The sequence below is a fragment of the Haloarcula sp. K1 genome, assembly GCF_001647155.1.
In the GTDB taxonomy this organism is placed as follows: domain Archaea; phylum Halobacteriota; class Halobacteria; order Halobacteriales; family Haloarculaceae; genus Haloarcula; species Haloarcula hispanica.
Genome location: NZ_LRHL01000043.1, coordinates 299,628 through 314,043, shown reverse-complemented (window position 1 = coordinate 314,043; position 14,416 = coordinate 299,628). Strand labels below are relative to the sequence as shown.

General features: G+C 65.4%; 14 protein-coding genes and 2 tRNA genes. 14 read left to right on the top strand and 2 right to left on the bottom strand.

From position 1 onward, the window contains the following. Positions 1 to 98: 98 nt before the first annotated feature. The 7 genes from AV929_RS15065 (at position 99) to AV929_RS15035 (ending at position 4,327) form a co-directional block, all read left to right on the top strand. Positions 99 to 171 (top strand) — tRNA-Asp (locus AV929_RS15065). A gap of 51 nt (positions 172 to 222) precedes the next feature. Next, positions 223 to 295 (top strand) — tRNA-Asp (locus AV929_RS15060). Positions 296 to 852: 557 nt separating this feature from the next. Continuing rightward, complete coding sequence (locus AV929_RS15055) at positions 853 to 1,506, top strand: hypothetical protein (protein ID WP_005537126.1); 654 nt, start codon at positions 853 to 855, stop codon at positions 1,504 to 1,506. A 117-nt stretch (positions 1,507 to 1,623) separates the two neighbouring features. Further along, the gene (locus AV929_RS15050) at positions 1,624 to 1,920 is read left to right on the top strand and encodes a winged helix-turn-helix transcriptional regulator (RefSeq protein ID WP_170832126.1); all 297 of its coding nucleotides are present in this window, start codon (positions 1,624 to 1,626) and stop codon (positions 1,918 to 1,920) included. A gap of 74 nt (positions 1,921 to 1,994) precedes the next feature. Further along, on the top strand, positions 1,995 to 2,483 hold the full coding sequence (locus AV929_RS15045) for a metallophosphoesterase family protein (RefSeq protein WP_014041495.1): 489 nt from the start codon (positions 1,995 to 1,997) through the stop codon (positions 2,481 to 2,483). Between the two features lie 106 nt (positions 2,484 to 2,589). Beyond that, positions 2,590 to 3,363 carry a coenzyme F420-0:L-glutamate ligase gene (locus AV929_RS15040; RefSeq protein ID WP_014041496.1) on the top strand — a complete coding sequence of 258 codons (774 nt, stop codon included), beginning with the start codon at positions 2,590 to 2,592 and terminating at the stop codon, positions 3,361 to 3,363. After that, positions 3,350 to 4,327, top strand: a complete 978-nt coding sequence (locus tag AV929_RS15035) for a 5,10-methylenetetrahydromethanopterin reductase (protein WP_064288629.1) — start codon at positions 3,350 to 3,352, stop codon at positions 4,325 to 4,327. Before AV929_RS15040 ends, AV929_RS15035 begins: the two co-directional genes overlap by 14 nt. Here AV929_RS15035 and AV929_RS15030 read toward each other — a convergent pair. Then, positions 4,284 to 4,502: a hypothetical protein gene (locus AV929_RS15030; RefSeq protein ID WP_014041498.1), complete on the bottom strand. Its 219-nt coding sequence runs from the start codon at positions 4,500 to 4,502 to the stop codon at positions 4,284 to 4,286. The two genes, AV929_RS15035 and AV929_RS15030, sit on opposite strands and share 44 nt — an antisense overlap. 98 nt (positions 4,503 to 4,600) lie before the next feature. Continuing rightward, the gene (locus AV929_RS15025; protein WP_050037164.1) at positions 4,601 to 5,944 is read right to left on the bottom strand and encodes a tryptophanase; all 1,344 of its coding nucleotides are present in this window, start codon (positions 5,942 to 5,944) and stop codon (positions 4,601 to 4,603) included. Positions 5,945 to 6,106: 162 nt separating this feature from the next. Between AV929_RS15025 and AV929_RS15020 the strand changes: the two genes are divergently transcribed. The 7 genes from AV929_RS15020 (at position 6,107) to AV929_RS14990 (ending at position 14,381) form a co-directional block, all read left to right on the top strand. Then, positions 6,107 to 6,790 (top strand): class I SAM-dependent methyltransferase, encoded by a 684-nt coding sequence (locus AV929_RS15020; protein ID WP_014041500.1) that lies wholly within the window; start codon positions 6,107 to 6,109, stop codon positions 6,788 to 6,790. Positions 6,791 to 6,863: 73 nt separating this feature from the next. Beyond that, the gene (locus AV929_RS15015; RefSeq protein WP_014041501.1) at positions 6,864 to 7,133 is read left to right on the top strand and encodes a hypothetical protein; all 270 of its coding nucleotides are present in this window, start codon (positions 6,864 to 6,866) and stop codon (positions 7,131 to 7,133) included. A gap of 193 nt (positions 7,134 to 7,326) precedes the next feature. Beyond that, positions 7,327 to 8,286, top strand: coding sequence for a MoxR family ATPase (locus AV929_RS15010; RefSeq protein WP_014041502.1), 960 nt, complete (start codon positions 7,327 to 7,329; stop codon positions 8,284 to 8,286). Then, positions 8,283 to 9,257 (top strand): DUF58 domain-containing protein, encoded by a 975-nt coding sequence (locus AV929_RS15005; protein WP_064288628.1) that lies wholly within the window; start codon positions 8,283 to 8,285, stop codon positions 9,255 to 9,257. Before AV929_RS15010 ends, AV929_RS15005 begins: the two co-directional genes overlap by 4 nt. Beyond that, on the top strand, positions 9,254 to 11,488 hold the full coding sequence (locus tag AV929_RS15000) for a DUF3488 and DUF4129 domain-containing transglutaminase family protein (protein WP_064288627.1): 2,235 nt from the start codon (positions 9,254 to 9,256) through the stop codon (positions 11,486 to 11,488). Before AV929_RS15005 ends, AV929_RS15000 begins: the two co-directional genes overlap by 4 nt. A 44-nt stretch (positions 11,489 to 11,532) precedes the next feature. Further along, the gene (yciH, locus tag AV929_RS14995; protein WP_004516073.1) at positions 11,533 to 11,826 is read left to right on the top strand and encodes a stress response translation initiation inhibitor YciH; all 294 of its coding nucleotides are present in this window, start codon (positions 11,533 to 11,535) and stop codon (positions 11,824 to 11,826) included. Between the two features lie 248 nt (positions 11,827 to 12,074). After that, positions 12,075 to 14,381 carry a CARDB domain-containing protein gene (locus tag AV929_RS14990; RefSeq protein WP_064288626.1) on the top strand — a complete coding sequence of 769 codons (2,307 nt, stop codon included), beginning with the start codon at positions 12,075 to 12,077 and terminating at the stop codon, positions 14,379 to 14,381. Positions 14,382 to 14,416 lie beyond the last annotated feature (35 nt).

Sequence of the window (14,416 nt, the reverse complement as noted above, 5' to 3'; positions counted from 1 at the left end):
ACATAGAACTTTGGGTCCCGTCATGTGCACTCATCACGGGGCGGATTTCTTTGGAAAGTCTTAATACCGACACCAAGGTACGAAGAAATGCAACGAAGGCCCGGATGGTGTAGTGGCCCATCATACGACCCTGTCACGGTCGTGACGCGGGTTCAAATCCCGCTCCGGGCGTTCCTATTGCGACCCAACTGACGAGCACCGTGCAGTGTGTGCTCGTAGGCTGCCCGGATGGTGTAGTGGCCCATCATACGACCCTGTCACGGTCGTGACGCGGGTTCAAATCCCGCTCCGGGCGTTTCTATTTCGAACGATTCCGACGAGCACCGCTTAGCGTGTGCTCGCCATCGTGAGCGATGAAACGCACAACAGGGATTTGAACCCTGGAAGTCGCAGCGCCGAACGGAGTGAGGCGACCGTCTTCCGTCGGTTCAAATCCCGCTCCGGGCGTTTCTCTGAATTTGACTCGGTGAGCGACGCGTTTCATCGCGTCGTGATCGCTCACTCCGTTCCGGGCCCCCGTTTCAGTGGCTGTCCAGCAAGCAGTAAACACCGCTTACTGGTCGATAAAACGGCATATACTGATATTACACGCCCGGCACAATAGCAGACGTCCGGGGAAGTGCCCCCTTGGCCTGTCATAGTGTCCGTCCACCGGGGTCGGACGTGCTATCACTTCACGCGGGATGGCATATGTTTTGTGTTGGTTGTAATACTGTCGGCTGTAACTATTTCAAGATATTCGCCACCTCAGGGTGGCGAAATTCTTCACAGACGTACAGCCGACAGTATAAGCCGTGCGGATTAGCGGCTGCCAGCGACAAACTGTTTACGAGGCCCCGCAAAAGAGGGGCCATGGAGGACGTGGATGGCGAGGAAATGCCCGGCGCGATCGTCGAGGCGTTCCTCGAACGCGAGGAGGGCGTCCGGGCGCTGCTTGAGGAACTGGAGAAGCTCACTATCGAGGGCCGTCACGAGGAGGTCCGCGACCGCGTTCGCAATCTGGCCGACAGCGACGAGTCAGTGTTTTACACCGTAGCGTTTAGCCTCACCAACTCCCGGCAGTTCTTCGGCGACGTGGAGGCACAACTGGACGTGACCGCCGCGGACCGGCTTCGGGACCTCGCCGACACGTTTCCCGCGCTGGCCGAGCCGTTCAACATCGTCCGAACGGAGCGGGCGGACGACCGCCTCAATCCGGTGACGGACACGAGCTACGCCGTGAGCTACCACCGCGGGGTCGAGTCGCCGATGGTGACATACAGCCCGCTGTCGGGCGAACAGGAGCTGTACGAGTCCCGCGGAACGCCAAGCGAGGTGTTGCGGGTGGCGTCTGACCTCACGAGCGCGACGACCGACGCGCTGGACGTGGCGATGGATAACGACTACTCGGTCAACACGGAGGAGCTGAGCGCGCTCATCGACCGCCGTGAAGAACTGGAGACGGAGCTGAGCAAGCTCCGGGACCAGCTCGACGAGCTTCGCCGGACGCCCGTCTCGGACGAGTAGCGACTGATGGTTCACATAGGCAGAGAGCGGTACAGAAGGACAACCCGCGTCGCAGTGCCGCAACTGAGGCGTTTATGTGTCGTGGCCGTAAAAGCACAGATACGATTTGCTATGGGAATGGACCGACTGGAAGATCAGGTCGAGAAGGAGGGGCGGGACCTGTCGATCCTCGAAGCCGTCATCGAGAACGGGCCGATCGGTATCGTTCGGCTCGCCGAGGAGACAGGGGTCCCGAAACACAAGGTGCGGTACTCGCTGCGGATGCTGGAAGACGACGAACTCATCGAGCCGACGCCGCAGGGAGCGATTCCGGTAGACAACATCGACGAGCGGGTCGCAACGATCAATGGCGGCATTGATCGACTGGTCGAGCAGTTGGACGGACTGCGGGACGTGTTTTCGTCCACAGAGTAGCGCCGCCACAGCGATCGGTCGGCACCCGTTTCCGTGGCAGAAACCCTTTTTGAACGCCGACGCGATGGATTTGTATGGATGTCGCTCTCATCAGCGATTCGCACATTCCCTCCCGGGAACACGAAATCCCGCCGTCGTTCCGGGAGCGCATCGAAGTCGCGGACCACGTCATCCACGCCGGTGACTTCGACAGCAAGGGGGCGCTCGCTGACATCCGCCACATGGCGACGGGGCTGACCGCCGTCTCGGGCAACATCGACCCACAGATCGGATTGCCGGAGCGGGCGACAGTCGAACTCGGCGGCGTCACGTTCGTCGTGACACACGGCACCGGGTCGCCGCGGGGCTGGGCGGACCGTGTCGCCGCTGCGGTCCGCGACGAGGCCGACAGCAGTGCCGTCGGCGTCGCCGGCCACACCCACGAACTGACGGACACTGTCTACGAGGGTGTGCGGCTCCTGAACCCTGGCAGCGTCACGGGCGCATCGCCGGCCAGCCGACCGACGATGCTGACGGCGACGGTCGAGGACGGCACGCTCGACGTGCACCAATACGAGCTGTAAGGCCTCGGCTGTCGCGGTTCGCTCCCGCGTACCGGCAGCTGTTGCCACTGTTGGCCGGCTTTGCAGCGAACGCGGGTCTTTTTCCCGCAGGGACCGCAGGAACGGTATGGAAGTCTTCGCGGTCGAAGGGTTGCCCGAGGTCCGCCCCGGGGACGACGTGGCAGGGCTGCTCGTCGAGCAGGCCGACCTCCGGGACGACGACGTGATCTGTGTCGCCAGCACTATCGTTTCCAAGGCCAACGGACGCGGCCGGTCGCTATCGTCGTACGAGCCGAGCGCGCGTGCTGAGCGCATCGCGGCGACCATCGAGGACATCGCCGGTGAGGAGAAAGACCCGCGAATGGCACAGGCGATTCTCGATGAGTGTACTGAGGTGCTGGTCGAAGCCCCCTTCATCCTCGGCGTGACGGAGTTCGGGCATATCACCGTCAACGCGGGCATCGACCGCTCGAACGTGCCCGGCGCGGACCTCCTCTTGCTCCCCGAGAATCCGACGGCCGAGGCCGAAGCCATCCGTGCTGGCATCCGCGAACAAGCGGGCGTCGAACCCAGCGTTATCGTCACCGACACGTCGGGGCGGCCGTTCCGACTCGGCCAGCGCGGCGTCGCACTGGGCTGGGCCGGGCTCCCTGCCTCTCGGGACTGGCGGGGCGAACACGACCGCGACGGCCGCGAACTCGAAGCCACCGTCCAGGCCGTTGTCGACGAACTCGCCGCCGCGGCCAACCTCGTCACCGGCGAAGGCGACGGCGGAACGCCCGTCGCAGTCGTCCGCGATTTCGACTTCGGCGACCACGCGGGCAGCGAGCAACTGTTCCGCGACCCGGAGAAGGACGTAGTCAGACAAGCACTCAGAGACTGGTCTCATGTACGCGATTGAACTCACCCCGGAACACCCGGTCGCACAGCTCGCCTCGCTTGCCGAACAGGCCGAATCGAACGCGCTCGACGCCGTGTACGTCAGCCATCACTACAACAACCGCGACCAGTTCATGTCGCTGACCGCGATGGCCGAACGGACCGAAGAGATACTGCTCGGTCCCGGCATCGCCAACCCCTACGAGACGCATCCAGTGACGCTGGCCTCGCGGGTGGCGACGCTGGAGGAACTGAGCGATGGCCGGGCCGTCTTCGGTATCGGGCCGGGAGACAAATCGACGCTCAGCAACCTCGGCTTCGACCACAACGACGCCCTGCGTCGCGTGCTTGAGACGTTCACGACGGCCCGGAAGCTCTGGGACGGCGAGCGGGTCGACCACGACGGGACGTTCGAGGCCGTCGACGCCGGGCTGAACTACGAGGTCGGCGATATTCCGGTGTTCGTCGGTGCACAGGGGCCACACATGACCCGGATGGCGGCGAAACACGCCGACGGCGCGCTGTACAACGGCGCGCACCCGAAAGACCTCGCGTGGGCACGCGAGCAAGTAGAAGAGATGGCCGACGAACGGCCCGAGGAGTACGGCGAGTTCGACCTCGCGGCCTACGCCAGCGTCTCGGTCGCCGAGGACGAGGCCGAGGCGCGGGAAGCCGCCCGGCCACCGGTCGCGTTCGTCGCCGCGGGGTCGCCGCCGCCGGTGCTCGACCGCCACGGCATCGACCACGACGCCGCCGCCGACATCGGGGCGGCGATTTCGGCCGGCGAGTTCCCGGCCGCGTTCGAGGGTGTGACGGAGGCGATGCTGGACGCGTTCTGTATCGCCGGAACGCCGGAGACGGTGGCCGAGCGCACGGCAGAATTAGAAGAATATGCCGACAGTATCGTGTTCGCGTCGCCGCTCGGGCCGGACGTCGAGACGGCTATCGATTTGCTTGGGGCGGTCCTCGACCGCCGGAGCCACTGAACAGCGACAGCACGGCCCCCAGCGACAGGTACCCGAAGAAGACGACCGAGACGGTCGTGATGACGGCACCGACGGCGAGCATGAGTGCCGCCAGCGGGTCGTTCAGTGCCACGTCGATGAACCAGCCGGGCATGTCGATGATGCTCTGGAGCAGTTCCGACAGCAGTCCTTGCATTACCTGAACGTTAGCGTGGCCCTACTTTGTGTTTGCGTTCCCGGCCACAACGTGGTTGCTCGTGGGTCGCTGTCGTCCGGGGCCACGGGCGAACGACCCTACGCAACGGGCTCGAGTTCCGCTGAGAAGTGTCTGAGTTCTTCCATCGGTGGCTCCCAGACGATTTTCAGGCCAGTGTACTCGTCGCGACAGTCGCGAACGCGAGCAGCGGTCTCCGCGATGTGTTCGAGGTGTTCTCGCCAGTACGTCCGGCGAGGAAGGGCAAGCCGAACGAGTTCTGGGCGGTCGGTGCCGGGGAAGGCAAACGAACCGAGTTCGACTGTCCGGACGCCGCCTTCGCGGTAGAGTTCGCAGACGAGCCGCTGCCCGGGGAACTGGTCGGCGGGGATGTCCGGGAGCAGGGCGGCCGCATCGATGTAGACGGCGTGGCCGCCGGTCGGCGTGACGATCGGGATATCGCGCTCACGCAGGAGGTCGCCGAGGGTCGCGACTTGTTCGATCCGCTCGGCGACGTACGGCGGTTGGACCGCTTCCCGCAGACCGGTGGCCATCGCTTCGAGGTCACGACCTGCGAGACCGCCGTATGTCGGGAACCCTTCGTAGAGGATCGCGCGCTGTTTGCACTGTTCGAACAGGGAAGTGTCGCGGACGGCCGTGAACCCGCCGATGTTTGCGAGGGCATCCTTTTTCCCGCTCATCGTGATTGCGTCCGCGGGGCGTAACTGCTCGCGAGCGATCTCACTGAGGGGCGTGTCGGCGTATTCGGGGTCCCGTTGCTTGATGAACTGTGCGTTTTCGGCGAACCGACAGGCGTCAATGACGAACGTTGCGTCGATTTCCGTGGCGAAGGCGGCCGTCTCGCGGATGTTCGCCATCGACACTGGCTGGCCGGCGGCGGAGTTGTTCGTGATCGTCAGGACGACAGCCGAGACGGCGTCCTGCCCGTACTCCTCGACAGCGTCCCACCCTCGCTCTGTGGCGAAGTTGCCGGCAAACGTCCCGACGCTATCAGTGGTCAGGTCCGTCTCTGCCGGGCAGTCGACTGCAGTAGCGCCTTGATTCGTTACGTGTGCGCGGGTGGTGTCAAAATGTGTGTTGTTGAGCACGACGTCACCCTCGTCCAGTAGCGCCCCGAACAGGACGTTCTCCGCGCCGCGGCCCTGATGTGTCGGCACCACGCGGTCGAATCCCATCACGTCAGCGACCGCCTCACGGAAGCGTTCGAACGAGCGCGAACCGGCGTAGGCCTCGTCCCCGCGGACCACGTCCGCCCACTGGTCGTCGCTCATCGCGCCAGTCCCCGAATCAGTCAACAGGTCGATAAAGACATCATCCGCAGCGAGGTTGAAGACGTTGTGTCCGGCTTCGCTGAGCGCGGTCTCACGTCGCTCACGGGGCGGAAGCTGTATCGACGTTACCGATTTAGCCTTGTACGAGCGCATGCTGTGTCGCAGTACGCCGATTGACTTATTCCCCATCTGATATTTTGTGTACAGAGGTGGGCTGAGATGTCCATCACCAGACGGGTACGGCTATCGGTGGACACGTCTTTCTGGCAGGCCAAAATAGCGGGCATTTTGAGGCCAGAACTGCTGGAGGGACGTATGAGCGTTCGCGAGGAATTCGACGCGTGGGCGGCCGAAGGCAAAGACAGAGGGATGGAAGACCGGCACTGGCACACCGCCAAGCACGTCCTCGCCCGGATGCCGGTCGAACCGGGCGACACGGTACTCGACCTCGGTACTGGCTCGGGCTACGCGCTCCGTGCGCTCCGTGACACCAACGACGCCGGTCCCTGCTACGGGCTCGACGGGTCACCGGAGATGCTCCGGAACGCCCGCGAGTACACGGACGACAACGGTATCGGGTTCCTGCGTGGCGACTTCGACGCGTTGCCGTTTGCGACCGACAGCATCGACCATGTGTTCTCGATGGAGGCGTTCTACTACGCCAGTGATCCGCCACACACCCTCGAAGAAATCGCGCGAGTGCTGCGACCGGGCGGGACCGCCCACATCGCGGTGAACTACTACGAGGAGAACGTCCACTCCCACGAGTGGCAGGAGTTCATCGACATCGAGATGACCCGCTGGAGCGGCCCGGAGTACCGCGAGGCCTTCCGCGAGGCCGGCCTAGCCGTTGCGTCGCAGGACACGATCCCCGACCGCGAGGTGGAGATTCCGCCGGCAGATGCGTTCCCCACGGACGAGTTCGAGACCCGCGAGGCGATGGTCGAGCGCTACCGCGAACTGGGGACGTTGCTGACCGTCGGCGTCGCCACCGAATAACGAGGTAGGCATCAGAGCACGGCGTCGGAACGACCGACAGGGTATTTTGTGACCGCAACCAAAACCAGGGTGTATGGCCGAAGACGCCTCGCTGGAGGACTTTCTCGACGATAGCAGCGAGAGCGAGGACGAGGGAGCGGACGGCATGTCGGCGAGAGACGATACTGCAGAGACAGAAGGCGAAACCACCGACTCCGCAGCCTCGTCCGAGGCGGTCGACCCGGCCGTGACGACGTACGCGTGGTCGCCCGAGGGAGCGGCATGTGACGAGTGTGGCGAGGTCGTCGAGCGCCGGTGGACACAGGACGGGCTCCTCGTCTGTGGGGCCTGCAAGTGCTGGTGAGCCCCGCTACCGGCCACAGAGCGGATGTGTGTGGACCTCACGCATCCACAGAGTTACATGCCATCACGCCGTAGACGCGGCTACAACTGAACGGCCCGGAGGATGTGGCACCCACACAAGACACTTACTGGTCGACAGGGCAGACTATCCCACCAGTCCCCGTGCCAAGGCGTCGTCCCACGAGATCGCGACTATGACAGATACTGACACCTCACGCAGTCAACAGTCGGACAGTCCCCTCCGCGACGCCACACGCGTCGCCAATCAGGTGATCGAAAACGTCGAGCAGGTCATCGTCGGGCAACACGACGCAATCGAGCACATCGTGACGGCGGTGCTCGGCCGCGGACACATTCTACTTGAGGACGTCCCCGGCGTCGGCAAGACGATGCTGGCCCGCTCCGTCGCGGCCTCCTTCGACGGCGAGTTCAAGCGCGTCCAGTTTACGCCCGACCTCCTGCCGACCGACGTGACCGGTGTCAACATCTACAACCAGAAGACACAGGAGTTCGAGTTCCGGCCCGGCCCCATCTTCGCCAACGTCGTCCTCGGCGACGAAATCAACCGTGCACCGCCGAAGACGCAGTCGGCGCTGCTTGAGGCGATGGAGGAACAGCAGGTGTCCGTCGACGGGACCACACATCCCGTGCCACAGCCGTTTACCGTCATCGCCACGCAGAACACGGTCGAGCAGAACCGGGCCTACGACCTCCCGATGGCTGAACTCGACCGGTTCATGACGAAGCTCCATCTGGGCTATCCGAACGAAGCGGCAGAGACGGAGATGCTGGGTGACGTCGTGGGGCAGCACCCCATCGAGGAACTCACGTCGGTCGCCACCCTCGAAGCGCTGTCCGCCGCTCGGGAGACGGTGGCCGACGTGACCGTCGAAGAGCCCATTCGCTCGTACGCGACCCGGCTGGCGCGGTACACGCGGGAGAACGCACAACTTGGCGTCAGCCCGCGAGGGAGCATCTCGCTGCTGCGGGCGGCACAGGCCCGGGCCGTCCTCGACGGCCGCAGCTACGTCATCCCCGACGACATCCAGACGGAAGCGCCGGTTGTCCTCCCGCACCGGATCCGCACTGAAAGTAGCGAGCAGAACGCCCGGGAACTCGTCGCGGAGGCACTCGATACCGTCTACGTCGAATGAGACCGACGCGCCGCGGTTTCGCCGTCCTCGCCGTCGCCGTTGCCGCCCTGCTGGTCAGTGCCAGATTCGGTCAGCCCGGGCTCACTGCCGTCGCCGGCCCGCTGTTCGTCGGCGTGTTCGCCGCCGCCGTGCAGGTTCGCTGGAGCGGCGCGCCGACTGTCGAACGTGGCCGGCTCCGCCGTGGCTTCCCCGGCGAGACGAAGCCCGTGGAGTTCCACGTCGACGGCAGCGGCATTGCGACGGTCACCGACCGGCTCTCCGAGGGGCTGAGCGGAGAGACGACGGTCACCAGGTCCCTGCCGGCGACGGTGACCTACCGTGTCACCTACACGGACCGTGGCGAGCAACAGGCCGGCCCCGTCGAGGCGACGGTGACGGACGCGCTGGGGCTCGTCGCGGAACGGTACACCATCGAGAGCAGGACCAACGTGCTGGTGTATCCGCCTGTCTACCGGCTGGGCGGGACGGACGCGTTCGCGCGAACGTTCACGCCGGAGAACGAGGATCGGCAGTCGTTCGACCGGCTTCGGGAGTACGTCAGCGGCGACTCGCTGCGGGACGTCCACTGGAAGTCAAGCGCCAAACGCGAGGACCTGCTTGTCAAGGAGTTCACTGACAGCCGAAGCGACCGGACCCTGCTCGTCGCTGCTGAAGCCCGCGAGGGGCACGCCGACGAGATGGCCGCGGCGGCGGCAACCATCGCGATGGCCGCGCTGGAGAGCGGTCTCGCGGTCGAACTCGCCGTCCCGAACGGCGCGGTCGAGCAGGGGTACGGCGACACCCACCGGACGCGACTGCTCGAACTGTTGGCCCGGGCTGACGCGGGCCGGACCGACCGGGCGGACGACGCCGACGTGGTGGTCACGGCCAACGGCGACGGCGTCACTGTGTCGGTCAACGGCCGCCGGCAGTCCTTCGCCGACGTGACCGCCAGCCGAGACAACCCCATCGCGGGCGAGGTGAACGGATGAGCGCCGTCGTCGTGGAACGAATCCGCCGCCGAGTCCCGTGGAGCGGGTCACGAACGTTGGCGCTGCTTGCGGCGGCGCTGGCTATCGGCGCGCCGCTGCGGACGATGTACTATCTCAGCGACGTAGTCGGCGACCCGACTCTGTTTCTGGCGCTCACCGCGCTCTCGCTCGTCGGTGCGACGCTGCTGGCCCGCGTACTCAGGCCACCCCTCGCGGTCGCTGTCGGCGCAGTGCTGTTCGCCGGCGGTCTCGGTGCGTACATCCTGAACCTCTCGACGAACCCGGCAGTGACAGAACTTCTGGGCGACACCGCCGCTCTGCTGACCGGACGGTCACTGCTCCAGATTGCCAAGGTCAGGCTGTGGGTGCTGTCGTTCGCGCCGGCACCGGTGTTTCTGACCTGGTACTTCGCCTTGCGGCGCTGGTACGTGACGGCGACGGTGGCGGCCGGCACGGCGCTGGCGTTCTTCGCCCTGACGACCGACGCCGGCGTGGTGACGACGCTGCTGGGCGTGGTCGGCATCGCGGCGACCATCGGCTTCGGGACGCTCGATACGCTGTCGGCGGACGAGCCGGCGGACCTGACGAAGCGACCCGATGCGATGTCCGGCAGCAGCGAGACGGGACAGACGGACGACGACAGCGAGGGCATCGACGCCGGGCGGCGAGCCGTCCTCGAACAACTGGCGGCGATAATCGTCGTCCCGGCGGCGCTCTCGCAGGTCCCGATCACCCGGGATAGTTTGCTGTCGTACGATGATGGGTCGGACGGCCAGACCGTCGAAGGGAGCCTCTTCGACGCCGGGGAGTCCCTCTCGGTGCTCGGGAGCATCTCGTTGACGCCGGAGATACGGTACACGGTCGAAAGCGAGGAACCGCGCTACTGGCGGGTCGCCTCCTACGACCGCTACACCGGCAACGGGTGGGTGCGGACGGGGAACCCCATCCCGTACGACGACCAGCGCCTCGACTCGCCTGAGGGAGAGACCCGGACACTTCGACAGGAGTTCCGAGCGGAGTCGACCATCGGGACCGTGCCGGCCGCCTGGAAGCCCGTCCGTTACTCAGGGGAGCCGTCGGTACTGGTCTCCAGCGAGGGCGGGTTCCAGCCTAACGGTACGCTGTCGACGGGCGACAGCTACGAGGTCAGGAGCGAACTGCTCGTGGCGACGCCCGACGGGCTGCGCGGGGCCGGCACTGACTACGACGACGCGACCGCGGAGCTGTACACTCAACTCCCCGACAGCACGCCGGATCGGGTCGCCGAACGGACGTCCATCCTCACCGCGAACGCCGAAAACCCCTACGAGACGGCACTGGTCGTCGAGCGGTGGCTCCAGGAGAGCAAGGGCTACTCGCTGGAGGTCGACCGACCCGAGTTCAACGTCGCCGACGCCTTCCTCTTCGAGATGGACGAGGGGTACTGCGTCTACTTCGCGACGACGATGGTGACGATGCTCCGGACACAAGGCATTCCAGCGCGCATGACCGTCGGCTACACGTCCGGCCAGCGAATCGACGAGAACCAGTGGGTTGTGCGCGGGCTCAACTCCCACGCCTGGGTCGAGGTGTACTTCCCCGACCAGGGCTGGGTGCAGTTCGACCCGACGCCGTCCGGGCCGCGCGAGGCGGTCAGGCAGCAGCGTATCGAGGAGGCGAGTTCGGACGAATCGTCACCCACTGTCGGCGACGACAACCCGGTCGAACAGTACACGCCATCCGACACGTCGACACCCGCCCCGCTGACCGAGACCGACGAAACCGAGGCCGAGCCGACTGAGACACCAACGGCCACAGAAACCGACACGCCAACCGGCACTGCAAGGGAGCCGGGCACGGGCGACGATGCGGGGCCGAGCCTGCCGGACCTCCCGTCGCGCGAGGAGATGACGCTCGGCGTCGTCGCACTGCTCGGCATCGCTGCGGGCGCACGTCGGTCCGGACTCAGCGAGCGGGCCTACCGGGCGGTATGGTTGCGCTACCAGCGCCGCGTGGACCCCGAGACCGATGTCGAGCAGGCGTTCCAGCGGGCCATGTACGTCCTTGCAAGGGAACACCGGGCCCGCGGGAACGGCGAGACAGTACGGGCGTATCTCGATGCGATAGGGGCTAACGACCGGGTTCGGCGGCTGGCGGCGCTACGGGAACGGCTCCGGTACGGCGGCGAGGTCGACGAAGCGGTTGCCGACGAGGCCGTCGAAATCGCTGATAGAATCGTCTCCGCCCGGTAGTCCCCGACAGTGTTTAATAGGTCGTGTTCGTAGGCGCGATTGTAATGTCGGAAGTCTGCTCGACGTGCGGGCTGCCTGAGGAGCTCTGCGTCTGTGAGGACGTCGCTAAGGAGTCCCAGGAGATTAACATCCGCATCGACGAGCGCCGTTACGGGAAGGAGGTAACGATTATCGAGGGATTCGACCCGAAAGACGTCGACATGGACTCGCTGTCCTCAGACCTCAAATCGAAGTTCGCCTGCGGTGGCACTGTCGAGGACGGGCAGATAGAGCTCCAGGGCAATCACACGGGCCGCGTCGAGGATTTCCTCCGCGACAAAGGTTTCAACGTCGCCTGAACTCCTGACTGCCAACGGTTCTCGTGAGAGCGCCGTGGCAAGCCACTGCTGTGACCTGCTCGCCAGCTTTTCAGTCTGGTCTGCTCGCGAGTGTTCGCTGCGGCCGGCCACGAGTGGTTCAGGTCTGGCTGTTTTTTACCGTCGTGGGCGCTTCTGGTAGCGACCGGTCGAGACAGATTTTGTTGCATGATACCAGCACCCATAATCGGCGGTCAACTATTTCAACCACGGGGAGGTAACTGTTTGCAATGTTCGTTGTACCCCGACGGGTGGTGGCCGTCGGACTCGTGGTCCTTCTCCTCGGTGGGGGATTCGCGTCGCTCCCGGTGGCGGCGAGCGCTGACCACGGGGCGGTGACCGGGGCCAGCGTCGACACAGCAGTCGGCGGAGCCAGCGAGAACAGTACGTATCAGGCTGATAGGACGTCAGAGCAAGATAGTGGTGGGACAGGCGAGACAGCGGCCACTGCCGAGGCGAGCGGTTCGCTAGCCCGGGTCGGAAGTGCCGATACACACCGTCGACGGCCGCGGCGACAGGGTGGGAACACTGCCGGAGGGGCCGTCGCGATGGCGGCCAGCATTGAGACAGGGACAGCCACGTCGGGTGCGACACAGACCGACGACGGCGACGTGATTCAGCAGACACAGACCTACGCGCGCATACCGGAGGAGCCGGGCGAAGTCGCGGTGACCCTGACCTACGAGGTTCCGGACCGGGTCGTCGACCTCGAAACACACGTCCCAGCGGAAGCGACGGTGACTGACACCGACGGGTTCGAGCGCGTCAACGAGTCCGTCTACGAGTGGGAAGAAACGACGGATACGGCGACGGTCAGCTACCGCATCAACCCGAACCGGACCATCGAGAAGAGCGGTCCGGAGGGGGCCGAGGGCCGCTATCTCAGCGTCGATACGGGCGACTGGGCGCTGCTCACGCGGTCACGGACGCCGACGCGCTGGCGCTACACTGGCCAGGACCCCGTCAGGTACAACCGGACACTCCGGACGGCAGGCCCGGGTGCGGCGGGCGAGGAGATCGTGTACCTCGGCGAGGTAGCGACCTTCGAGGAGACGGCGCACAACCAGACGTTCACGCTGGCTATACCGGAGCGGGCGACGATGACGGCCTCGCCGATTTCGGTCCTCGACTCGATGGCGAACGCGTCGAACGCCCTCCGGGTCGGTGACCGTGACGAGCAGGTGTTCGTCGTCGCCGCGCCGTCCGAGGCCGTCGAGTGGGGCGTCGAGGGGTATCAGATCGGTGACGCAGATATGTGGGTCCAGTCCCGCCAATCGCTGGATACCGCCAACAACGTCTGGCTCCACGAGTACGTCCACAGCCGGCAGGCCTACGAGACGACGCGGGAGACGCGGTGGACGGTCGAGGGCTGGGCGACGTACTACGCCGCCGTCCTGACGCTGGAACAGGACCGGATCGGGTTCGACGAGTTCCGGGCACAGCTCGCAGCGGGCGGACGCCCCGTCTACAGCGACGTGGCGCTGACGGACCGGTCGAGTTGGACGAACGACGCGAACTACAGGAAGGGCGCGCTGGTAGCCGGGCGGGCAGACGTCCATATCCGCTCGGCTACTGACCGCAACAAGACACTCCAGACTGTGTTCCAGTCGCTAAACGGCTACCGCGACCCGGTCACGCAATCGCAGTTCCTCAGCGAGGTCGAGGCCACTGGCGGGGCAAGCGTTCGGAACACGACCGCGACGGAGACCGAAACGACAACAACGGTGGCGATGTGGAACGAGACGACGCACCGGCGGTTGTTCGGTGCGATCCCCGCCCGTATCGGCTACAGCCTCCCACCGGTCGACCGCGCGGACGCCTACCGTGCAGACAGTCTCTACCGGTCGGACGCACCCGTCGGCGGGAGCGAACCGATCCGGCTGGCGACCAACGAGACGCTCACGGTCGACGCGGTCGTCGAGAACGCCGGCGGTGATGCGGGAGCGTACAACGTGACGCTCGCGGTCAACGAGACCGTCGTCGCCGCGAAACAGGGCCAGATCGAACCGGGGGAGCGGACCGAGGTCGAAGTGACACACACGTTTGCCGACCCCGGCCGATACGTGATCAGTGTCGACGGCGACACCGTCACTGTCGTGGTGACGGAACCGGCAGCGGCCAGCGTCACTGACGTCACCGCGAGTCCGCAAGAAGTCAGGCAGGGGGACAGTGTGGACGTGACCGCCACTGTCGCCAACGACAACGAGATTCCGGGGACAATCGCGGTCGAGTTCCGCCGCAACGGCACCGTGTTCGCGGAGCAACGGCTGTATCTACCGCCACAGGCGACGACGACAGTCGTGCGGACGGTCACCCTCGGCGAACCCGGAACAGTCTCGCTGTCGGCGGGTGACGGACGGACCGCGACGGCGGTCGAGGTGGTCGTCTCGACCGAAACAGCCGAACCAACGTCGACGCCGACGGAGCGGCTCACAGACACACAGACGACAGCCGGCGAGGGCAACGGCTTCACCGCGCTCGTGGCCGGTCTCGCGGTGTTGCTTGCGGCCCTGATCGCCCGTCAGCGCGGTTCCTGACACGAGGCCGAAGGGAACAGTTATTGCGGTCGGCT